At 72.9% G+C, this 21,344-nt stretch carries 19 protein-coding genes and 2 tRNA genes; 6 read left to right on the top strand and 15 right to left on the bottom strand.

The window, feature by feature from the left end; all coding sequences use genetic code 11:
- Positions 1-10: 10 nt before the first annotated feature.
- From ACIDOF_RS19605 to ACIDOF_RS19575, 7 genes are all read right to left on the bottom strand, one after another.
- Positions 11-84 (bottom strand) — tRNA-Lys (locus tag ACIDOF_RS19605).
- Between the two features lie 72 nt (positions 85-156).
- Complete coding sequence (locus ACIDOF_RS19600; RefSeq protein ID WP_409007226.1) at positions 157-915, bottom strand: IclR family transcriptional regulator; 759 nt, start codon at positions 913-915, stop codon at positions 157-159.
- A gap of 253 nt (positions 916-1,168) precedes the next feature.
- Positions 1,169-2,005 carry an ectoine/hydroxyectoine ABC transporter ATP-binding protein EhuA gene (gene ehuA / locus ACIDOF_RS19595; protein ID WP_409007225.1) on the bottom strand — a complete coding sequence of 279 codons (837 nt, stop codon included), beginning with the start codon at positions 2,003-2,005 and terminating at the stop codon, positions 1,169-1,171.
- The gene (gene ehuD / locus ACIDOF_RS19590) at positions 1,995-2,645 is read right to left on the bottom strand and encodes an ectoine/hydroxyectoine ABC transporter permease subunit EhuD (RefSeq protein ID WP_409007224.1); all 651 of its coding nucleotides are present in this window, start codon (positions 2,643-2,645) and stop codon (positions 1,995-1,997) included. The genes ehuA and ehuD overlap by 11 nt, the downstream gene beginning before the upstream one ends.
- Positions 2,645-3,388: an ectoine/hydroxyectoine ABC transporter permease subunit EhuC gene (ehuC, locus tag ACIDOF_RS19585; RefSeq protein WP_409007223.1), complete on the bottom strand. Its 744-nt coding sequence runs from the start codon at positions 3,386-3,388 to the stop codon at positions 2,645-2,647. Before ehuC ends, ehuD begins: the two co-directional genes overlap by 1 nt.
- Positions 3,385-4,314 carry an ectoine/hydroxyectoine ABC transporter substrate-binding protein EhuB gene (gene ehuB, locus ACIDOF_RS19580; RefSeq protein ID WP_409007222.1) on the bottom strand — a complete coding sequence of 310 codons (930 nt, stop codon included), beginning with the start codon at positions 4,312-4,314 and terminating at the stop codon, positions 3,385-3,387. The genes ehuC and ehuB overlap by 4 nt, the downstream gene beginning before the upstream one ends.
- 238 nt (positions 4,315-4,552) lie before the next feature.
- Positions 4,553-5,515, bottom strand: coding sequence for a D-2-hydroxyacid dehydrogenase (locus ACIDOF_RS19575; RefSeq protein WP_409007221.1), 963 nt, complete (start codon positions 5,513-5,515; stop codon positions 4,553-4,555).
- A 279-nt stretch (positions 5,516-5,794) separates the two neighbouring features.
- Here ACIDOF_RS19575 and ACIDOF_RS19570 point away from each other — a divergent pair, with 279 nt between their 5' ends.
- The 3 genes from ACIDOF_RS19570 (at position 5,795) to ACIDOF_RS19560 (ending at position 8,861) form a co-directional block, all read left to right on the top strand.
- A complete protein-coding gene (locus ACIDOF_RS19570; protein WP_409007220.1) occupies positions 5,795-6,685 on the top strand; it encodes an aspartate/glutamate racemase family protein in 891 nt (296 codons plus the stop codon).
- A 77-nt stretch (positions 6,686-6,762) separates the two neighbouring features.
- Positions 6,763-7,500, top strand: coding sequence for a decarboxylase (locus tag ACIDOF_RS19565; protein ID WP_409007219.1), 738 nt, complete (start codon positions 6,763-6,765; stop codon positions 7,498-7,500).
- A 275-nt stretch (positions 7,501-7,775) separates the two neighbouring features.
- Positions 7,776-8,861 (top strand): LLM class flavin-dependent oxidoreductase, encoded by a 1,086-nt coding sequence (locus tag ACIDOF_RS19560; protein ID WP_409007218.1) that lies wholly within the window; start codon positions 7,776-7,778, stop codon positions 8,859-8,861.
- Here ACIDOF_RS19560 and ACIDOF_RS19555 read toward each other — a convergent pair.
- The gene (locus ACIDOF_RS19555; RefSeq protein WP_409007217.1) at positions 8,858-10,705 is read right to left on the bottom strand and encodes a putative bifunctional diguanylate cyclase/phosphodiesterase; all 1,848 of its coding nucleotides are present in this window, start codon (positions 10,703-10,705) and stop codon (positions 8,858-8,860) included. The two genes, ACIDOF_RS19560 and ACIDOF_RS19555, sit on opposite strands and share 4 nt — an antisense overlap.
- 376 nt (positions 10,706-11,081) lie before the next feature.
- Here ACIDOF_RS19555 and ACIDOF_RS19550 point away from each other — a divergent pair, with 376 nt between their 5' ends.
- A complete protein-coding gene (locus tag ACIDOF_RS19550; RefSeq protein WP_409007216.1) occupies positions 11,082-12,335 on the top strand; it encodes a M6 family metalloprotease domain-containing protein in 1,254 nt (417 codons plus the stop codon).
- 140 nt (positions 12,336-12,475) lie between these two features.
- Here the strand turns inward: ACIDOF_RS19550 and ACIDOF_RS19545 are convergent.
- From ACIDOF_RS19545 to ACIDOF_RS19520, 6 genes are all read right to left on the bottom strand, one after another.
- Positions 12,476-12,549 (bottom strand) — tRNA-Lys (locus ACIDOF_RS19545).
- The gene (locus ACIDOF_RS19540; RefSeq protein ID WP_409007215.1) at positions 12,540-13,196 is read right to left on the bottom strand and encodes a bifunctional DNA primase/polymerase; all 657 of its coding nucleotides are present in this window, start codon (positions 13,194-13,196) and stop codon (positions 12,540-12,542) included. Before ACIDOF_RS19540 ends, ACIDOF_RS19545 begins: the two co-directional genes overlap by 10 nt.
- Before the next feature lie 200 nt (positions 13,197-13,396).
- Positions 13,397-13,738 (bottom strand): hypothetical protein, encoded by a 342-nt coding sequence (locus ACIDOF_RS19535; protein ID WP_409007214.1) that lies wholly within the window; start codon positions 13,736-13,738, stop codon positions 13,397-13,399.
- A gap of 113 nt (positions 13,739-13,851) precedes the next feature.
- Positions 13,852-15,216, bottom strand: a complete 1,365-nt coding sequence (locus ACIDOF_RS19530) for an AAA domain-containing protein (RefSeq protein WP_409007293.1) — start codon at positions 15,214-15,216, stop codon at positions 13,852-13,854.
- Complete coding sequence (locus ACIDOF_RS19525; RefSeq protein WP_409007213.1) at positions 15,216-16,826, bottom strand: hypothetical protein; 1,611 nt, start codon at positions 16,824-16,826, stop codon at positions 15,216-15,218. The genes ACIDOF_RS19530 and ACIDOF_RS19525 overlap by 1 nt, the downstream gene beginning before the upstream one ends.
- Before the next feature lie 97 nt (positions 16,827-16,923).
- A complete protein-coding gene (locus tag ACIDOF_RS19520) occupies positions 16,924-18,147 on the bottom strand; it encodes a hypothetical protein (RefSeq protein ID WP_409007212.1) in 1,224 nt (407 codons plus the stop codon).
- Between the two features lie 163 nt (positions 18,148-18,310).
- On the opposite strand from ACIDOF_RS19520, the gene ACIDOF_RS19515 reads away from it, so the two are divergent.
- Entirely contained in the window at positions 18,311-18,907 is a 597-nt protein-coding gene (locus tag ACIDOF_RS19515) for a histidine phosphatase family protein (RefSeq protein ID WP_409007211.1), read from the top strand.
- Between the two features lie 162 nt (positions 18,908-19,069).
- Here ACIDOF_RS19515 and ACIDOF_RS19510 read toward each other — a convergent pair whose 3' ends face one another.
- Positions 19,070-20,599, bottom strand: a complete 1,530-nt coding sequence (locus ACIDOF_RS19510; RefSeq protein ID WP_409007210.1) for a hypothetical protein — start codon at positions 20,597-20,599, stop codon at positions 19,070-19,072.
- Between the two features lie 291 nt (positions 20,600-20,890).
- Between ACIDOF_RS19510 and ACIDOF_RS19505 the strand changes: the two genes are divergently transcribed.
- Positions 20,891-21,292 carry a hypothetical protein gene (locus tag ACIDOF_RS19505; RefSeq protein WP_409007209.1) on the top strand — a complete coding sequence of 134 codons (402 nt, stop codon included), beginning with the start codon at positions 20,891-20,893 and terminating at the stop codon, positions 21,290-21,292.
- The last annotated feature ends 52 nt before the right edge of the window (positions 21,293-21,344 follow it).

Genomic DNA, 21,344 nt, shown 5'->3' with positions numbered 1-21,344 from the left:
TTGCTGTCGGTGCGCCGCCAGGGACTCGAACCCCGGACCCGCTGATTAAGAGTCAGCTGCTCTAACCAACTGAGCTAGCGGCGCCTGCTGACTCGTAAATCATACCCAACCCCGAGGGGTGCTTCTGACCACCCCGAGCTCGGCCCCCGGGACGGCTCAGATCGCCAGCGAGAGCAGGACCGGGGCCGCGCCGCGGTTCAGGGTGTCGGCCGCTGCGCGCAGCCGGTGGGCGTTCTCGATCGGCATGGAGACCGCCAGGCATCCGACCGAGGAGCCCGCGGTGATCGGGACGGCCGCGCAGACCGTGCCCACCGCGTACTCCTGCAGGTCGAGGATCGGGACCGTGGGCGGCTGGGAGTCGAGTCTGCTGAAGAGCAGCCGCTCGTTGGTGATCGTCTTCGAGGTGAGCCGGGCCGGTTTGTGGCGGGAGAGGTGGTCCCTGCGGCCGTTGATGTCCAGCTGGGTGAGCAGGCTCTTGCCGACGGCGCTGGCGTGCGCGGCGGAGCGGAAGTCCACCCACTCGTTGACGGCGGGGGCGTCGGGGCCCGCGGCGTACTGGGTGATCTTCACTTCGCCGTCGATGTACCGGCTGATGTAGACCGCCGCGCCGACCGTGTCGCGCAGGCGGTCGAGGGTGGTCTGGAGCTGGTTCTTGATCGCGTCGTCGTGCGCCGCGCTGGAGCCCAGCTTTGCGAATGCGTCGCCCGTCGCGTACGCGCCGTCGCTGACCTGGCGGACGTACCCCTCCCGGCGCAGCATCAGGAGCAGCGACGAGAGCGCCTTGGGCGGCAGGCCCGTGAGGCGTGCGATCTCGACGTCGGTGACGCCGGCGGGGTGCCGGGCCACGGTTTCGAGCACACGCAGGGCGTGTTGCACCGAGTGGTACGGCGCGGTCGACTCTGGCTTCAGCGCCACGGTATCCCCCTGCATGGACCGGTTCCGGACAGCTGGGCTCGGTACCACGATAGCCGCCAAGCGCCGTCTGCGGAGGGGCTGTTGACAACTTTCGCGGCCATCTCGGCCCCACAAGCAGGAACGCGCCACAATGGCATATGCCAAGGTCAAGTCCCATGTGCTGGCCGTGCGTTCGATCCGTGCACGACGAAGGGCCCCGGCCGTACGCGAGGTTCGGCGGGGCCCTTCGTCAGGGGCTGTGAACGCGGCTTGATCAGAGCACTGCGCTGAGGAATTCGCGGGTGCGTTCGTGGTCCGGATCGCCGAAGATCTTGTCCGGGCTGCCGGACTCGATGATGCGGCCCTTGTCGAACATGAGCACCTGGTCGGAGATGTCCCGGGCGAAGTTCATCTCGTGCGTGACGCAGAGCATGGTGATGTCCGTGGAGTGTGCGATGTCCCGCAGTACGTCCAGGACGCCGGCCACCAGCTCCGGGTCGAGCGCCGAGGTGACCTCGTCGAGGAGCAGCACCTGCGGCCGCATCGCGAGCGCCCGGGCGATCGCGACGCGCTGCTGCTGACCGCCGGACAGCTGCGTCGGGTAGGCGTCGACGCGGTCGCCGAGGCCCACCAGGTCGAGCAGTTCGCGGGCCCGCTCCTCCGCCTCGTCCTTGGACAGGCCGAGGACGTGCACCGGGGCCTCGGTGATGTTCCGCAGCACCTTCATGTTCGGGAACAGGTTGAACTGCTGGAACACCATGCCGATGTTCTTGCGGACCTCGCGGATGTGCTTCTCGCTCGCCGGGACCAGCTTGCCGCCGCGCTCCTCGTGCGTGAGGTACTCGCCGCCGACCTTGATGGTGCCCTCGTCGGGCTTCATCAGGGTCATCAGGAGCCGCAGGATCGTGGTCTTGCCGGAGCCGGACGGACCGATCAGCGTGACGTGCTTGCCGGAGTCGACCTTGAAGTCCAGCTCGTCGAGCACGGTGTTGCTGCCGAACCGCTTGGTGACCTTGTCGAAGCGGATCAGCTCGCTGCCGTCGACCGCCGGGTTGGCGGTCTCCTTGCTCGTGCTCGCGGTCGGGTTGGTGGGGGTGCTGTCAGCGGACAAGGCGACGCTCCAGGGCTCGGAGAAGAAGGGAGGCCGGGTAGGCGATGACGATGAAGGCGATGCCGACGACGACGAGCGGTTCGACCATCTGGAACGTGATCGAGCCGAACTGCCGTGCCTCGCCGAGCATTTCGAGGACGCCGATCGTGGCGATCAGCGGCGAGTCCTTGAGCATCGCGACGACGTAGTTGCCGAGCGCCGGGACGACGCGGCGGATCGCCTGCGGCAGGATCACCGCGAACCAGGTGCGCGAACGCGGCAGGTTGAGCGCGGTGGCGGCCTCCCACTGGCCCACCGGAACACCGTCTATGCCGGCGCGGTACACCTCGGCGGTGTACGTCGAGTAGTGCAGGCCGAGGCCGATCACACCGGTCGTGAGCGCCGAGAAGGTGATGCCCCACTCGGGCAGCACGTAGTACAGGAAGAACAGCTGCACGAGCAGCGGGGTGTTGCGGATGAACTCGGTGATCGCGGTCACCGGCCAGCTGATCGCCTTCACCGTCGAGCGCTGGGCCATCGCCCAGACGAGCCCGAGGGTGAACGCGACGATCACGCTGAGCACCAACGCCTGGAGCGTGACGAGCACGCCGTCCCAGAACATCGGCATGAAGTCGCTCACTGCGGACCAGTCCCAGTTCATTACGCACCACCACCCGTTCCGGCGCCGGCACCACTGGCGGCCAGGTCGTTCGTCTGTCGCAGGGAGAGCCTGCGGCGCTTCGCCGGCGCCTGCCCGATGCCCGCCTTCGCCTTGCGCTCCACGGCCCGCATGCCGCGGGTCAGGACGAAGGCGAGGATGAAGTACATGACCAGGATGACCGTGTAGACGGGCGCGCTCTCGCCGGTCGCGTTGCGCACCAGCTGGGCGCCGAAGCTGATGTCGCCGACGCCCAGGATCGACACCAGGGCGGTGCCCTTGAGCAGCTCGATCAGCAGATTGTTCAGCGGCGGCACCATCTCCGGCCAGGCCTGCGGCAGGATGATCTTCCGCAGGGACTGCGCGGGCGTGAAGCTCAGGGCGATGCCCGCCTCACGCTGCGCCGGGGCCACCGCGGCGACGGCGCCGCGGACGATCTCCGATCCGTACGCCCCGTAGGTGAGGCCCATCGCGAGCACCGCGGCCCACATGGGGACGAGCTGCCAGCCGAAGCCCATCGGCAGCGCGAAGAACACCAGGAACATGAAGACCAGCGCGGACGTGCCGCGGAAGATCTCGAAGTAGGCGCCGGACAGGAAGCGCACGATCCACAGTCGGTGGGTGCGGGCCAGGCCGATGACGAGCGCCACGACGGCGCCGAGCGCCGCGCTGAACACCGTCAGCTGGACGGTGACCCACAGTCCCTTGAAGAGGAGCTCCCAGAGCCCAGGAGTGATCTCGCTCATGGCTGGCACTTCTCCTCGGCACGGATGGTGGTCATCTGGTCCTTGGTGAAGCCGAACGGCCGCATGATCTCCAGGAGTTCACCGCTGCGCTTCAGCTTGTGCAGCTCCCGGTTGAACGCGTCCCGCAGCGTGGTCTCCGGGCTGCGGAAGGCGAAGCCGCCCACGTCGATGACGGGCTTCCCGTCGAGGTACGGCTGCACCTCCTTCGTCGCCTCGACGCCCGAGCCCGGCCCCGCCTGTTCCACCGCGTTGAACACGGTCACGGCGGTGCCGACGAACACGTCGATACGGCCCTGCTTCACGGCGAGCAGACCGGCGAGCTGGTCGGGCAGGGTGCCGACGTCCTTGACGCCTGCGTCCTTCGCGTAGTCGATCTCCGCGTACCCGACGCCGGTCGCCATCTTGGCGCCCGTCCTCGCGATGTCCTTGTACGAGTGCAGGTTCTTCGGATTGCCCTTGCGCACGATGAACGCGTCGAGCATCTGGTACTCGGGATCGGCGAAGATCACCTGCTTGCAGCGCTCCGGGTTGATGTACATCCCGGCCGCGACCACGTCGAACTGCAGCGAGTTCAGGCCAGTGATCAGCGAGCCGAACTCGATGGGAAATGGCTCGACTTTGTCGACCCCGAGTTCCTTGAAGATGCGCTTCGCGATCGCGGGTGAGGATCCGGTCATCTTGCCGTCGCTGCCGATGTAGCTGTACGGCTGCTCGCCCGCGAGCCCGAGACGCACCGTCCCCTTAGCTCGCAACTGCTCCAGTAGGTGCCCTCCGTCACCGGTGTCTGCGGTGGCCACACGGCTGCAACCGGCGGTCGCGCCGACGGCGCCCGCCGCACCCAGCGCCGCCGCCCCTGCGAGCAGTGAGCGGCGGCGGAGCCCGCTTTTCCTTGTGCTTCCTGAGTTGTTCCCCTGTGGTGGAGCCATGGGCGCGCGGCTACCCGACTGGCAGGAAGATATGCCGATCGTTTTCAGTCCTTGACTCGGACGGACTGCTTCCGTTGCGCCGCCCGGCCGAGCACCGCTGCTCCGTCCGTGTTGCCCCGACTCCCGGCGATTTCAGGCCAGTTCGGGGCACGGAATGTCCGTCGCTCCGGACATGCACAGCGCCTGCGCCGCGCGCCATTGCCTCGCGCCCCTGGAGGGGCCGGCCCAGGTCACTGGGTCAGTGCCCGGGGACGTACCCACGTTTCTTGTCGATCACGTTCGTGAGCGGCTCTCCGGCGGCCCACCGCTCGTACAACTCCACGAACTGTGCGCCGAGTTCGTCCCGCCAGCCGACCACGTCGCCGCTCATGTGCGGCGAGACGACGACCTCCGGCAGGTCCCACAGCGGGCTGTCGGCGGGTAGCGGCTCCTCCTCGAACACGTCGAGCGCGGCCCCCGCGATCCACCGCTTGCCGACCGCGTCCACCAGGTCCGCCTCCACGACGAGCTCGCCGCGGCCCACGTTGACGAAGCGGGCCGAGGGCTGCATCAGGCCGAAGCGGCGGGCGTCGAACATGCCGCGGGTCTCGTCGGTCAGCGGCGCCACCGCGACCACCCAGTCGGCGCGGGTGAGCAGCCGGTCCAGCTCGTCGATGCCGTGCACCCCGTCCCGCGCGGTCCGGCCGACCAGGGCGACGCGCACGCCGAGCGCCCGCAGCGTCTTCGCGACGGCCCGCCCGATCGGCCCCGAGCCGACCACGCACGCGCGCGTGCCGCCGACCCGCTGCGTCTCCCGGTGCCGCCAGACCCGCTCGCGCTGGAGTTCCCAGGTGCGCGGCAACTGTTTGGCGAAGGAGAGGACGAGGCCCGCCACGTACTCGGCGATCGGCTGGTCGAAGACGCCCCGCGCATTGGTGACGACGGTGTCCGACTCGACCAGCTCCGGGCAGAGCAGATGGTCGGCGCCGGCGCTCGCGGTGTGCACCCAGCGCGGGCGCGGTCCGTCGCCGGGCCAGGCGCGGCGTACGGCGTGCGAGGTGAAGTCCCAGACGAGGAGGACGTCGGCGCGGGGGAGCTGCTCGGCGAGGGTCGACTCGTCGGCGTGCAGGATGCGGGCGCGGCCGGTGAGCGCGCCGAGCCGCGGCGGCGGGTCGGCGTCCAGGACGAGGAGAGTCGGCTCGGAATCGGTCGGTTCGGACATCGCGGCGAAACCGTTCGGCAATGCGTTTCCGCTTCCCTTGAGGAGGTCGGCCGACACGCGGCCGGTGCGTCGGAGATGCGCGGATTGACCACGCTGGCACCGGAACCTACCTTCGTCAACAAGGGCATTTCTCAAGCCCACGGTGACCCATCGGGGTCTGCTCGTCTTTGTCCCGACGTCCCGGCGAGCGCCGGCTCTCCTCAGCTCCACATTCCGGCCCCCGGCCGGCCCTTCCGTCACACTTGCCGCCTTCGGCGCCTTCGCAGAACAGGGCCTGTCATGGACGTCTCCTTCCTGGGTGGTCCGCACCCACAACGTGGCATCGGCATCGTCGCCCCTTTTGACTTCGCCCTCGACCGGGAGCTCTGGCGCTGGGTTCCCGACGAGGTGTCCCTGCACCTGACCCGGACCCCGTACGTCCCGGTGGAGGTGAGCCTCGACCTGGCACGTCTGGTGAGCGAGCATCAGACGCTGAGCGCCGCGGTGCACGCGCTGCACGCCGCCGAGCCCGAGGTCATCGCGTACGCCTGCACGTCCGGCAGCTTCGTCGACGGCATGGCCGGCGAGCGGACCATGAGCGCGGCGATGGAGGCGGCCGGCGCCGTCCCGGCGCTCACCACGTCGGGCGCGATGCTCGAAGCGCTCACCGAGCTGGGCGCGGAACGCATCGCGCTCGTCACCCCGTACACGGCCTCCGTGACCCAGGCGTTGGAGGACTTCCTCGCCGAGGCCGGGATCACCGTCGTCAGCCAGACCGGGCTCGGCCTGACCCGGCACATCTGGAAGGTGACGTACCGGGACGTCGTCGAGATGGCCCGGCACACCGTCCCGCGCGACGTCGACGCGCTCTTCATCAGCTGCACCAACCTGCCCACGTACGACGCGATCCCGCAGTTGGAGGCCGAGCTGCGGATGCCGGTCGTCTCGGCCAACCAGGTCACGATGTGGGCCGCGCTGCGCCGACTGGGTACCAGTGCGGTGGGGCCGTACCAGGCGCTGCTCGACGAGTCGGCGCGGCGCATGCTGCGGGCGGACGTGCCGCTCGCGGACGCGCCGATGCCGGACGCCCCGGCGCCCGCAGGTGCGGCACCCGAGGAACCGCCGGGCTTCGCGGAGCCCCCGGTGTTCCCCGAGCCGCCGGTGTTCCCGGACCTTCCGGGCGCCGAGTGACGCGGCGGGCGCCGGGATCCCGCACCGGCGCCCGCCCGCACCACTCGCAGCACCGAGCAGCACGGAGGACGCAAGCGATGACCGCACTCGGATTCCTCTACCCGGGCCACTCCGCCGAGGACGACTACCCGCGCATGGAGCAGCTCCTCGGCAGCGACATCCGCCTCGCCGTGATCCACACCGACATCGGCGAGGACGCCCACCGGGTCGACGCGCTGCTCCGCATGGGCGCGCCCGAGCGGCTCGCGGCGGGCGTCGAGGAGCTGCGGCTCTCCGGCGCGGAGGCGGTGGTGTGGGCGTGCACGTCCGGCAGCTTCGTCTTCGGCTGGGACGGCGCGCACGACCAGGTCAGGGGCCTCGCCAAGGCCGCCGGGCTGCCCGCGTCCAGCACGTCCTTCGCCTTCGCGCACGCCGCGCAGGAGGTCGGCGCGGACCGGGTCGCGGTCGCCGCCACCTACCCGGAGGACGTCGCCGAGCACTTCGTCGCGTTCCTGCGCGCCGCGGGCATCGAGGTCGTCGCGATGCGCGGCAGCGGCATCATCACGGCCGCGGAGGTGGGCACTTGGGGGTACGAGGAGGTCCTCGCCCTGGCCCGCGCGGGCGACCACCCCGACGCGAGCGCGGTGCTCCTGCCGGACACGGCCCTGCACACGGCGGCGTACGTCCGCGACCTGGAGGGCGAGCTCGGCAAGCCGGTCCTCACGGCCAACCAGGTCACGGTCTGGGAGGCACTCCGCCTGGCGGGACGACGGGTGAACGCGCCGGCGCTGGGCGCGCTCTTCACCCGGGAACCGATCGTGCAGGTGCCGAGCTAGCCCCGCGGGGCCTGCTCTTCCCCTCCCGCCCCTTCCCGAAAGCCTGCGGCGCTGCCGTTCGGCTGCCCCGCCGTCGTGGCTGGTCGCGCAGTTCCCCGCGCCCCTGAAAACCCCCGCCCCGACCGCACGATTCAGCCCCTCCGGCGTTTGAGGAGCGGGGTCTGGGGCGGAGCCCCAGTTACGGGAAGGGGCGGGGAGGGGAATAAAGCGGAGGCCAGCTCCTGTTAGCCCCGGGTGCACACCCACGTACGTACGACACCGCAGGAGGCACCCCGGTGACCACGGGCATCCACGGCACCCCGCAGGGCGAGGCCCCCGTACCCCTCTCCGTACTGGACCTCGCGACCGTAGGCGCAGGCAGCACCGCCGCCGACGCCCTCCGCACCGGAGTCCGCATCGCGCAGCTCGCCGAGAGCCGGGGCTTCCACCGCTACTGGGTCGCCGAGCACCACTCCATGCCCGGCGTCGCCTCCAGCAGCCCCGCCGTGATCCTCGCCCACCTCGCCGCCCACACCTCCCGCATCCGCCTCGGCTCCGGCGGTGTGATGCTGCCCAACCACGCCCCGCTGGTGATCGCCGAGCAGTTCGGCACCCTGGAGGCGCTCGCCCCGGGCCGCGTCGACCTCGGCCTCGGCCGCGCCCCCGGCACCGACGGCGCCACCGCCGCGGCCCTGCGCCGCACCGACCGGCTGAACGAGGGGGCCGACGACTTCCCCGAGCAGCTCGCCGAGTTGACCCGGTTCCTGGACGACGACTTCCCCGACGGGCACCCGTACGCCCGGATCCACGCGGTGCCCGGGCCCGTGCAGGCGACCTCGCCCGGCGGGGTGCAGTCCGCGGACCGGCCGTCGATCTGGCTGCTCGGCTCGTCCGGCTTCAGCGCCCGGCTCGCCGGTGTGCTCGGCCTGCCGTTCGCCTTCGCGCACCACTTCTCCGCGCAGAACACGATTCCCGCGCTCGACCTGTACCGCGAGTCGTTCCGGCCCTCCGCCGTCCTCTCCGCCCCGTACGCCCTGATCGGCGTCTCGGCGCTCGCCGCCGACGACGAGCGGGAGGCCCGCAGGCAGGTGCTGACCGGCGCCCTGTCGATGGTCCGGCTGCGCACCGGCCGGCCCGGACTCGTCCCGACGCCCGAGGAGGCGGAGGCGTACGACTACAGCCCGATGGAGCGGGAGTTCGTCGACAGCTGGCTGAAGAACGTCGTCCACGGCACCCCCGACGAGGTCCGCACCGGCCTCGACGACCTGCAGAAGCGCACCGGCGCCGACGAGTTGATGATCACCGCCAACGCCCACGGCGGCGAGGCCCGGGTCCGCTCGTACGAACTCGTCGCCGACGCCTACCGGTTGCCGAAGGCCTAGGTCCGGAGTACGGAGATCCGCTCCGGCGGCACCGGGCGGGAGTACAGCCACCCCTGCCCGGTGTCGCAGCCGATGCGCCGCAGCCGCTCCGCCTGCTCGGCGGTCTCCACGCACTCCGCGGTGACCGTGAGCCCCAGCTTGTGCGCGAGCTGCACGAGCGCCTCGACGATCGTCTCGTCCGCCGGATTGGCGTGCCCGCACCCCTCGCCCGCCCCGTACTGGAAGCCGCGTACGAACGAACCGTCCAGCTTCAGTACGGAGACCGGGAGGCGGCTCAGATAGGCGAGGTTGGAGTAGCCGGTGCCGAAGTCGTCGATGGCGATGTGCACGCCCATCTCGCTGAGCTCCTGCAGGGCCTGCAGCGGCCGCCCGGTCGAGCCCATCACGGCGGACTCGGTGAGCTCCAACTGGAGGAGCTCCGGGGCGAGTTGCGTCTCGGCGAGGATCTCCGCCACGTCGGCGACCAGGTCGGAGTCCCAGACCTGGCGCACCGCGACGTTCACGCTGACGAAGACCGGCGGCAGGTCCGGGCGCTCCAGCTGCCAGCGCCTGGCCTGCCGGCAGGCGGTGCGCAGCACCCAGCGCCCGAGCTGCACGATCGAGCCGTCCTCCTCGGCCAGTGTGATGAACCGATTCGGCGGCAACGTGCCGAACTGCGGGTGATGCCAGCGCACCAGCGCCTCCACCCCGCGCAGCGCCCCGTCCGCGAGCCCCACCAGCGGCTGGTACTCCAGGGCGAACTCGCCCCGCTCGACGGCCGGGCGCAGCGTCGACGACAGGGCCTGGCGGGTCATCCGGTGCGCGTTCCGCTCCGGGTCGAAGAGCGTCCAGCGGGCCTTGCCGTCCTCCTTCGCCCAGTACAGCGTGGTGTCGGCGGCCTGCATCAGCGCCGTCGCGCCCGTGCCCGCCGCGCGCCGCTCCACGACCCCGATGGACGCCGACACCGAGAGCCGCTGCCCGGCCAGGTCGAAGGGCTCCTGCAGGGCGCCGAGAACCTGCTCGGCCAGCTCCGCCACCTGGTCCGTGCCCGTCGAGTCCTCCACGAGCAGCGCGAACTCGTCCCCGCCGAGCCGGGCCACCAGCGGCGCCCCGCCCCGGCCCGACGCGGCCCGGTCGGCGCAGCGCGTGAGCCGCTCGGCCACGGCCGCGAGCAGCCGGTCGCCGGTGCGGTGCCCGAGGGTGTCGTTGACGGCCTTGAACCCGTCGAGGTCCAGATAGCAGAGCCCGATCCGCCCGGTCCCGAGTTCCTCGTACGAGGCCGCCTCCAGGGCCGCCGCGAGCCGCTCGAAGAACAGGGTGCGGTTGGGCAGCCGGGTCACCGGGTCGTGCATCGTCACGTGCCGCAGCCGGGCCCGGAGTTCGCGGCTCGCGCTGACGTCGGCGACCGCGAGGAGCACCCCGCCGCACTCCGGCATCGGCGACACCGTCACCTGCGCCCACAGCGAGTGCCCCTCCGGATGCTTGAGCCGCCGCGTGCACTGCAGCCTGGCCTGCCGCCCGCGCAGCACCTCCCGGTACGTGTGCCAGGTGCGGGCGTCCGACGCGAGGTCCACCAGGTCGGCGGCGACCTGCCCGGCCAGCTCGGCGGCCGGGGCGCCGATCAGCTCGGCGAACGCGCCGTTGGCCCGGCTGACCAGCCCCTCCCGGTCGACGACGGCGAGGGCGAGGTGGGCGGCGTGGAACGCGGCGCGGTAGTCGCGCAGCTCGGCGGCCGACGCCCCGCGGCGGTCGACGGCCGTACGGGTGTGACGCTCCGTGACGTTCTGGGGTCCTGTGCCGGTCGGCTGCTCGGCGCGGGTGGCCGCCGTTGCCGTGGGTGCCGGCCCTTCTGACGTTCCGCTCACTGCTCGCTCCCGCAGGGCAGTTGGTGCTCGTACAGGTCTGGTCGGGCTTGGTCGGCCGGAAAGTGTGCCGATCATAGAGGCTGGTCGGAGCGCCGATCCAGCTCCGCCACGGTACCGAGCCGTCCGCGGGGGGATGTTCCGGACTCCCTTGCGGGGTAGGCCCGTTGACGCCCGATCGTTTCTGCCCGGCCGGTTCCGTCTCTGACATCCGCTGTCGCGGGGTGATCGATTCCGGGCTCACTCGCTCACCGAACGTGACGGTACGTGAGCGCCCACCCGTGGCCTTGCTCACCCGACCGGTGCACCGAAACAGGGCGAAGTTCAACAAACCACCACAGGCTGGGGGAGGTGTCCGCAGTCCCACCCGGAGGTCGACGTGCCGCGTCAGCACCACCTCGGGGGTCACCCCCATCGAGGGGAGCCCTCACCCCGCGCGCGCAGCGTCGCGGCCGTCCTCACCTCGCTCGCCGCGCTGGTCGCGACGTCCCTGGTGGCGGGCCCCGCGAGCGCCGAGCCGTTCGCGGACCCGTGCGCCCTGGAGCGCACCCCGGCTCACCACTCGGAGGGCCTGGACACCTGGAACTCCGCCTACCCGAAGCCGGAGCGGAAGCTCGACGCGGTCATGGTCTTCCTGTCCTTCCCGGACTCCCGCCCGGCGGTCGACCCGGAGGTGCTGGCCGCCGATCACTTCCCGGCGACCAGCCGCTTCTTCGAGCGGGCCTCGTACGGCCGGTTCCGCCTCGACGTCCATCCGCAGCGCGAGTGGGCCGAGATGCCGCGCAGCTCCGACGCGTACGCCATAGCGCGTGACTGGGACCCGGCGAGCCGCAGCGCCTACCTCCGCGACGCCCTCGCCGTGGCGGACCCGAAGGTGGACTTCGGCCGGTACGACGTCGTCTACTTCGTGGCCGACCCGGACGCGCCCGGTGTCGACTCGGACGCCACGAAGGTCGTCAACTTCGACCAGCCGCTGCGCGCCGACGGCACCGACATCCGCCGCGTCGTCACGGTCTTCGAGCGGCACCCGCCGGACCGCAACGTCCTCGCCCACGAGACCGGCCACGTCTTCGACCTGCCGGATCTCTATCACCGGCCCTCGGACGGCAAGGGCGACTGGGACACGTACGTCGGCGACTGGGACGTGATGGGCAGCCAGTTCGGGCTTTCCCCTGATCTGTTCGGATGGCACAAGTGGAAGCTGGGCTGGCTCGACCCGAAGCAGGTCCGCTGCGTCCAGGGCGACGACGACGGCCTGGTCACCCTGGAGCCCCTCGCGGCCCCCGTCGCCCGCGGCCGTACGGGCGGCACCCGCCTCGCGGTCGTGCGTACGGGCCATGACTCGGCGATCGCGATCGAGGCCCGCGGCGCCACCGGGAACGACCGGGCGACGTGCACGGAGGGCGTGCTCGTCTACCGGGTCCGCAACGAGCCGGCGTCCGGTGCGGGCCCGGTCGAGGTGATCGACGCGCACCCGGCGTCGGAGGCCTGCTGGGACGAGTCGGTCTACCCGCCGCTCGCGGACGCCCCGGTGAAGCTGGGCGAGCGCTTCACGGTGCCGGACGAGTCCATCGGCATCGAGGTCCTGGACCGGTCCCGGTCGGGGGCTTGGACGGTGAAGATCACGACCTAGGGCTCGCCCTGCACGTCGACGTTCAGCCGTGGCCGGGGGTGTGGGTGGCGGAGCCCCCACTCGCGCGGCGAAGCCGCGCAATAACGAAGTTGGCGGGCCAGCTTCGCGCTTTCTGCGAAGATGACCCGCCAACGACAACGTGCGCCGCCAGGGACTCGAACCCCGGACCCGCTGATTAAGAGTCAGCTGCTCTAACCAACTGAGCTAGCGGCGCCTGCTGACGTCGTAGACCTTAGCACCCTGGTCGGCGGGAGGAAAAATCGATACTCGGACCGCCGCACCGGCCATCGCGCGGGCCACGCGGACGCTCGCCCAGAGCAGTGCCTCGGGTCCAGGGAGCCACGGGTTGCGGGTGTCGGGGGCCACCAGCCAGCGGGAGCCGAGCCGTTCCGCGGGGGTGTTCTCGTCGGCCGGGGCGAGCGGCGGGACGGTCACGGCGTCGCCGGTGCCGTGACAGAGCGGGGCGGGCACGGCGGGGCTCCACTCCTCCCAGGCGAGCAGCGACGGCAGGCGCTGCGCGGTGCCCGGGGCGGCGAAGATCAGCATGCGGCCGCGGTGCGCGGCGACCGGGCCCGAGCCGGGGCCTTCCTCCCACAGCCGGTCGAGCATCCGCCGGCCGAACACCGCGGGCACGCTCACCACGTCGAAGGCGGTGCCGCAGGGCAGGACGACCGGGGCGTGCGGCCGGGACTCCCAGAGCGCGAGGGTGCTGCGGGGGTACGCGGACGCGGAGGCGAGCCAGCTCGCGCCGTCGGCGGTGACCACGGTCGCGTGGTCGAGTAACGGCGTACGGGCCGTCGCGGCCGGGTGGGCGGCGGGTGCGGGGGCGGGTTCGCTGAGGTGGGTCTGCCGTGCGCTCATGGAGATACATCTACCGGGAGCGACCGTCCCGTTTCGGTGGGTTGCCGGAAACGGGGACAGGTCGGGGCGTCGTGGAGTATCTTGCCCGTCGGCATATGCCAGCCGATCTTGTGATGCGGCATGGGCGGGCGCCCTCGGACCCGCTTCCGCCCCCGCTGCCGTGGCCGCCGTGGCTGCCGCCGCCGGTCAGCGCCCGCGTCTCACTGCCGGCTCTCCGAGCGCAGCAGCTCCCTGCCGAACTCGACCATCTTCTTCGCGTAGTCCTCGGTCCAGTCCGCGCGTTCGGCGATCGCCGACATCGTCAGCCGGTCGAAGCGGCCCGGGTCGGCGAGCTGGGCCGCCGCGATCGCCTGGAACTCCACGGAGCGGTCGGTGGCGGTGCGGAACGCCAGCGTCAGCTCCGTCGCCCGCGCGAGCAGCTCGCGCGGGTCCTCGATCGACTCCAGGTCGAAGAAGTGCTCCGGGTCGGCGGTGGCCTCCGTCGGCTCGAACAGCAGCGGTGCCGGTCGCAGCCGCGGCTGTGCCCGCTCGGGCTCCGCCATGCCTGCCTCCTGTGCGTACGTACGTGTGCTCGGGTCCCGGTGCTTTCACCGGGGCGTCTTCCATTGTCCAGCCGCACGCAAGACCGCCTCGTTCGAGCGGTCCGCGCACGCGTTCAGCCCGGGAGGTCCCCGCCGTACGGCACGCGGTGCTCGGCGAGGTGGGAGAGGACCGCGTGGTTGGCCTCCCAGCCGTCCGGGAACTTCACCGTGACGCCCAGCTGCACCGGCTCGGTGGACGGGTGCTCGTCCAGGAGCTCGGCGACGCCCGCCCGGCACACCACGATGCACGCGTGCCGGTGCCGGGAGGCGAGCACGCAGAGGCGGCCCGTTTCCAGGTGGAACGCCGTGGCGTCGGGGCGGCCGGACAGCGGGTGGAGCACCACCGTCACGTCGTACTCCCGGCCCTGGAGGCGGTTGGCGGTGTCCACCGTGACGCCCGCGACGCCCAGTTCGGCCAGGGCCGCGCGCACCGCCGCCGCCTGGTCGCGGTGGGCCGTGCCGACGGCGACGCGGTCCGCGGTGAGCGGCGCCGGGTCGGGCGAGCGCTCGCTGACGGTGACGCCGCCCCGGTCGAGGAGGCGGCGGACGACCTCGGCGACCGCCCGCACCGCCTCCGGGTCCGTGCGCGGAGTGTGCCGCGCGGGCAGTTCGAGCAGGCCCCAGCCGGAGGCCGCCGCCTCGTCCAGGACCCGGTCGGGCCCGCTGCCGTTCGACGGGACCCCGAACGACAGGCTCCGGTCCCCGTGGTCCGTGCCGGAGCGGAACCGTGTGTACGGATAGAAGGCGTCGCTGACCAGCGGCGCGGCCGAGGCGGGCAGCCGCCAGGAGACCGGCAGGCGGTGCTGCGGCAGGCCCGGGTTGTGCGCGAGCAGCGTGGACACGGCGCTCGCCGACGGGTCGTACGACAGCCCCGCCCACTGCTCGCTGCCGACGATCGCGAACGGGTCGAGCTGCCCCGGGTCGCCCACGAACAGCGCCCGCTCGAACAGACCGGCCACGGCGAGCAGGGCGTCCGAGCGCATCTGGTACGCCTCGTCGACGATGGCGTGCCGCCACGGCTCGACGTTCTTGACGTGTGCCCACTTCGCGGCCGTGGAGATCACCACGTCGAGCCCCGCGAGGTCGGCGGCCTTGGTCGACTTGCGGACGTGCTCCAGCTCGTCGAGCGCCTTGTCGTACGGGTCCGCGTCGCTGCTGTGCAGGCGGCCCACCGGGAGGTCGGGCTGCTTCTCGGCGAGGCGCAGGACCAGGTCGTCCACCTGGGCGTTGGTCTGGGCGACGACCATCAACGGGCGGCCCGCCGCGGCCAGTTCGAGCGCGGCGTTCACCACCAGCGTCGACTTCCCGGCGCCCGGGGGCGAGTCCACGACGACGCCGCGGGCCTCGCCGTGCAGCGTGTCGTGGAGGATCGCCGCGGTGGCGCGGGCGGCTTCGGCCGACGGGTCGAATTCCGCCTGCGACTGCGGGAGTTCGGGGATCACAGCACATCCTCCGGGGTCACCGGATCGGGGGCTTCCGCGCCCTCGCCCGGCGGGCCGCCATGGGTCCAGGGGGTGTCCTCGGGCTCGGGGAGCGTCGGGCCGCCGCGCGGCGTGTGCTCGAAGAGCGTCCACGTCAGCAGGTCGCCCTTGACCGGCACGGAACCCTCCTCCGGCTCCTTGCCGCGGCCCATCTTGTCCAGGATGCGCAGGACGACGCCGCCGTCCTCGTCGTACCCGACGAACTGGGCGGTCTGCGGCTTGCCGGCGAGCGAGCGGTAGACCTTCGCGCGCTCGGCGAGATGCGGGCCGTCGTCCGTGCGCACCGTGACCAGGGGGCGGGGGCTCGGCCGCTTGCCGTCGCTGTACGCCATCACGACCTCGGTGACCTCGCAGCCGAAGGCCTCGCCGGCGAGTCTTCGCCCGGCCATCACCAGCGGGTCGTCCAACGCTTCCTGGGCTTCGAGGCGGGCCTGGGCGGTCTCGCGCGTCGCCAGCTTGTTGGCCGCCGTGACCGCGTCGTCCAGGCGGGGCTGCGGCGGCTCGCCGGCGAGGACGCGGTCCCGGTGCCCGGTGTACGACCAGCGGTCCCGGGTCCAGCGCTCGGCGGCGCGCTCGCCCTCCGGCAGGGCGGCCAGCAGGTCGAGGCCGCGCCACACGGCGTCCCAGGTGGGGCGCGTACGGCTCTCCACCAGGGCGGCGATCTCCCGCTCCGCGGCGGTCAGTTCGGCCAGGTGGCGGTCGGCGGCGAGGCCGTCCTCGGCGGCGGCGACGGCGGTACGCGCCCGGTCGTACCGCTCGATGGCCGGGGCGAGGAGCTTGTTGTCGAACGCCGGGTCCGTGGCCGGGCCCGCGGGCGGGCAGAGCAGCTGGCCCGCGGCGTCCCGCGCGGTCTCGGCGCGCAGCGCGGCGGCGGCGCCGGAGCCCCGGCCGGGCGCGCCGCCCGGGTGCTCGGCGGGCGGGTCGATCCAGGCGAGCAGGGCGCCCAAGTGCTGGTCCTCCAGGCTCGACTGGCCCGTCGCCCAGTGCCGGGAGAGGAGTTCCGTCATCGCGGCGATCAGGGCCGAGCCGGGCACGCGGGCGCGCTCCGCGAAGTGCGTCAGCCAGCGGCCGAGCAGCGGCACGCGCGGCGGCGCCGGATACGGGGCGTCCGGGTCCTGCTCCGCCGTGCGCCGGAAGCGCATCGACCGCCCGAGCAGCCGCACGAACTCGACGCCCGCGCGGCTCGGCACGATCAACTGCGGGGCGTCCGCGCACAGTTCGACCTCGACCTTGACGCGCTTGCCGGTCTCCGGGTCGGTCTCCGTGCGCTCAGCGGGCTCGGTGTCGTCCGCGAACGAGTCCACGTACGGCAGGAGTTCCTCGGCCAGGTCGGCCAGGAACGCGAAGCGCAGGTCGCGGTCGCGGGGCTGCGGGACGCACAGCAGCCGGGGCCGCTCGCGGTCCGTGCCGACCAGGGCGCCCAGGGGCGCGCCCGCCTCGCCCGCGGTGGTGAGCGGCACGAACACCAGGGGGCGCGCGGCCAGATGACGGTGCCGCACGGTCGCGAGCGGCTGCGCCCGCCCCGACTCCACGGCCTCGAGCCGGGCCAGCGTGTGGATCAACGACATGGGGCACGCCTTTCGGTACGGGCGCCGAACTCCGCGGCGGTCGGGCGCGACACGGTCGCCGTACGCGTCGTACGCGTCGTACGCGCCGCACGGGCCGTCAGCACGAGGGCTCACCGCCCGCCGTCACGTGGGCCCCCGCCGTGGCGAGAGCCTGGGCGCGCAGGCCTGCCGCCCGGCGCAGGGCGGCCACCGCCGGGTCGTCCGGGTCGCCCGCCTCGCCGCGCGCCGCCGCGAGGACGTCCTGGACGGTGCTGAGCGCGCCCAGCTCGCCGCGCAGCGACCGCCCGAGGACGGTCACCTCGCCCGCGCCCCGCGAGCGGTCCCGGCAGTGGAAGGCCAGCTCGCAGGCGGACAGGCACTCCGGCGCGTACGCCGCGGGCACCGACTCGACGGCTCGGCTCAGCTCGTCCGGGGAGCGCTCGACATCGAACGTGGTGCCCTCCGGAAGGGCCGCCGCGATGTCCTCGATCCGGGTCAGACGGCCCAACTGGCGACGGGTGACCGAGAGTTGCTTGCGGACGTCCACCGCGGCGGCCGTCGGCTGGTTGGAGAAGTCCTTCGGGCAGACCAGCAGGATCTGGTGGCCGACCGGGGGAGCGGGGTCGAGGCGGGCGGCGATCTGCTCCAGCGCCAGCGCGTACACCGCGGCCTGGCGGGCGGCGGCGCCGACCTTCGCCGCGTCCGCCGCGCCGTCGATCATCGGGAACGACTTGATCTCCACGACCGTCCAGCGGCCGTCGGGGTGCACCACCACCGCGTCCGGCTCCAGGAACGCGGGCGTGCCGGCCACGTCGAGCGCCAGCATCGGGTGGTCGAGCAGCGTCCACGCGCGCGTGGCGGACGCCTCCCGCAGGGCGAGGGCCGTGCGCGCGGAGCGGCCCTCGGGCCCGGCCGCCGCGAGGTCCGGGGTGTGCGACTCGACGGCCTCCGGAGCCTCCGCGTCCGCCGGGTCGCCGAGGTGGGCCCGGACCAGGCGGATCAGCTCCGCGCCGCCGTCGGCCTTCACCTTCGCCTCGAAGGCGTTGCCCCGCACGAACGCGAACTGGGACTGGCCGAAACCGGAGGGCGAGCCGAGCGCCTGCGCGAGCGCCGACTTGTCCACGCCCGCGCCGTCGAGCAGGGCGCGGCGGCGGCAGCCGGGGTTGGCGGCGAGCGCGGCCAGAGCGCGCGCGTCGAGCGCCTTGGCGGGGACCGCCGGGCCGCGCAGCTCGGCGAGCCGCTGCCGCAGCGGGGCCTTGTCCGTCGGCGGTACCGCTGCCGTCGGCACCGCGCTGTCGTCGAAATCGCTCACCTGCCGAAGTCTCGCACCCGGGACTGACATCCGGGGAGCGCATCCGGAACGAGGCGGTGCGCGGGCCCGTACAAGGTGGTGCGCCGGGCCCGTTCGAGGCGGGCGGGGCAGGTGCGCGATGATGGTCGGGGCGGGCGACCTGTCAGGAAAAGTCCGCGCCCGTGCACGTACGCCGAACCTTGGAGAACCCCTCATGGCCCCGCGCATCCTGCTGGCCCGCCACGGACAGACCGAGTGGTCGCTGGCCGGGAAGCACACCGGCCGGACGGACATCCCGCTGCTCGACGAGGGCAGGCGCGGCGCCAAGCTGCTCGGCGAGCGCCTGCGCCGCGCGCCGTGGCACGGCCTCCCGGACGTGGAGGTGCGCACAAGCCCGCTGGTCCGCGCCCGCGAGACCTGCGACATCGCCGGTTTCGGCGACCGCGCGCAGAACTGGGACGCGCTCATGGAGTACGACTACGGGGCGTACGAGGGCCTCACCCCCGCCGAGATCCACGCGAACCGGCCGGGCTGGCTGATCTGGCGCGACGGGGTGCCGGAGGGGGAGACCCTCGCGGAGGTCTCGGCGCGCGCCGACGAGGTGGTGGCCTGGGCCCGGTCCGCCGACCGTGACGTGCTGGTCTTCGCGCACGGGCACATCCTGCGCACGATCGGCGCGCGCTGGCTCGGCCTCCCCATCGACTTCGCCGCCCGCATCCGCCTCAACCCGACGTCCCTGTCCGTCCTCGGCTGGGCGTACGGGGAGCCGGCGATCGAGGCGTGGAACGAGACGGGGCACTTGGAGGGGTGAGGTTTTTTTAGGTCGGCGTGCGGGTTCCGTCGGCTCGGTTGCCCTTCATCGCGCTGGCGCGCTCGTCCTCAAGCGCCGGACGGGCTTCATCATGTGCCCCTCCCCACCCCTTCCCGAAAGCCTGCGGCGCCGTCGTGGCTGGTCGCGCAGTTCCCCGCGCCCTTACGGGGCCCTCCTCGCCAGGAACTCCGCCACCACCGGGGTGCGGCGGTGCGGCAGCAGGACTCGGGCCGTCGTCGTCAGTATCGACTGGATGCGGGAGGACTGGACCTCGTCCAGGAGGTCCAGGACGCGGCTGCCCGCGTCGGCCGCCTCCTCCGGCCGGCCCGAGCGGGCCAGGTCGTCCGCCGCCTCCGCCGTGTACAGCGCGATGTTCCGGGTGAAGTGCGGTGTGCGGGTGCGGGCGACGTGCGCCGCGCGCTGGGCGTGCCGGGCCGCGCGCCCCCACTGCCCGAGCGCCGACCAGCACTGCGCCTCCAGGCCCTCCAGCTCGGCCTCGTTGTAGAAGCTCATCCACTCCGGGTCCGCGTCCGTCCCGCCCCGCCCGAACAGGGCCTGCGCGCGGGCCAGCGCCTGCTCGCACGCGGAGCGGTCGCCGAGCAGCGCGTACGCCCCCGCCTCGCGCAGCGCGAGCAGCGAGAGCAGCCGCGCCGAGCCCCGCTCGCGCGCCGAACGCTGCGCCGCCTGCGCGGCCCGTACCGCCTCGCGGGGTCTGCCCGCGTCCCGGGCGAGGAACGACATGTTGCAGAAGGCGTGCGCCTCCAGGGACGCGTCGCCCGCCATCCGGGCCGTGGCGAGCGCCTCCGCGTAGTGCGAGCGGGCGTCGTCGAAGCGGCCCGAGTCGTGCGCCAACCAGCCGACGGAGATGGCCAGTTCACCCGCGCCGGAGTGCAGCCGGTCGGAGGTGGAGCGGCGTGCCGTGCCCGCGTCGAGCAGGGCGAACGCGTTGCGCAGCGGCACCGCGGCCCTGCGGTACAGGCCGTCCGCGCCGTGCCGGTCGTCGAGCAGCCGGATGCGGCGTACGGCCTCCTCGACCGCGTCGGCCTCGGTCTCGCCGACCCTGCGGGGCGCGGCGTCGGCCTCGGTGCTGAAGGGGCCGGTGAGGCCCAGGGACGCTGCGGCCACCGTGGCCGTGCTCCCGCTCATGAATGCGCGACGCAGCACGTCGCTCTCCTCGGTGCTCGGATGCTCTGCGTTCAGCGGGACGTGCGGAAACGGTCCCGCGGGGTGGTGCCGGGGGCCGTACGGAGGCGAACCCTCGCAGTCGTGCCCGGACCGTCCCCCGTGGTCGTGCCCGGACCGTCCCCCGTGGTCGTGCCCGGACCGTCCCCCGTGGTCGTGCGCGGACCCTCCCCCGCGCTCCTGCGGAAACGGTCCCGCACCGTCCGCGACGGGTGGCCTCGCCCGGCCGCCCCGCACCGTCTCGCGTGGGGCGAAGCCCAGGTCGGCGAGGGTGCGGCCCGGGAACAGGTGCAGGAACACCCGCTCGTACGCGTAGTTGGGGCAGCGGATCTCGCCCGACTCGACCCGGCCGATGTAGCGCGCGTCGCACGCGACCCGCTCACCGATCTCCAGGCCGGCCCGGCGCACCACGGCCGCGAACTCGCCCGGGGACAGCTGTCCGCGCAGCCGCCGGAAGGCGAGATTCGGCCGGGGCGGCCCCGCTGACGGTGTCATCGACGACGACGCCATTGGCCAAAACCTCTCGTGCGGTTCATGCCGGAAAACCCGTGCCCCTGCCGCTGGTTGGCGGCACGGCCCGGCTCCGACGGGGCACGAAAGTACCGGCTGTGACGGGGCCGATACGCAGTGTTTGGCTACAAACCGGAAATCTCACGCCGGATCTGCCATGAACTGCCATCCGATGAGGCGGTGTTGTGCCGTAGCCGTTGACAGCGGGCGGCGTTGAACGGTCCAGGACGAGTTCGACGCGTTCCCGTACGAGGAGGGGTTTCCTTGTTGGAGGCAGGCACGGAGACCGGCATGGCGAGCGGCACCCTGTACGGGCCGCCGCTCGGCTCGGAGTGCGACCTCGTGGCCGTGCCCGCGCGGCAGGGCCTGGAGGCCGTCGACATCCTGCGCCGCGGGGCCGCGCCCGCCGTCGGCCCGGTGCTGCACGACAACCGCTGCGACACCCTCGGCTTCCTCGTCCCGCCCGGCACGGCCGCCGCCTGGGACCTGCCGGGCAGCGCCTGCACGCAGACCTTCGGGCGGGGCCGGACCGGGGCCGGGCGGGGCCTGCCGGCCGACCCGGCGCCGCCGGTCGCCGGCACCGGCTGGCTGCTCCCGCCCGGCGACACCCGGCCCGTCACCGACCCGACGATGCTGCGCGCCGCGCTCGGCGAGGCCGCACGGCTCATCGAGGCCGCCGACAACTGCCGTTGACCGCTGCCGGGCCCCGCCCCCGGCGGGCGCGGGGGCGCGAGGGGCCGGAACC

Source organism: Streptomyces sp. Da 82-17 (genome assembly GCF_046098215.1).
Classification (GTDB): Bacteria; Actinomycetota; Actinomycetes; order Streptomycetales; family Streptomycetaceae; genus Streptomyces.
Note: the sequence above shows the minus strand (reverse complement) of the source record. Positions and strands in the feature narration are given on the sequence as shown.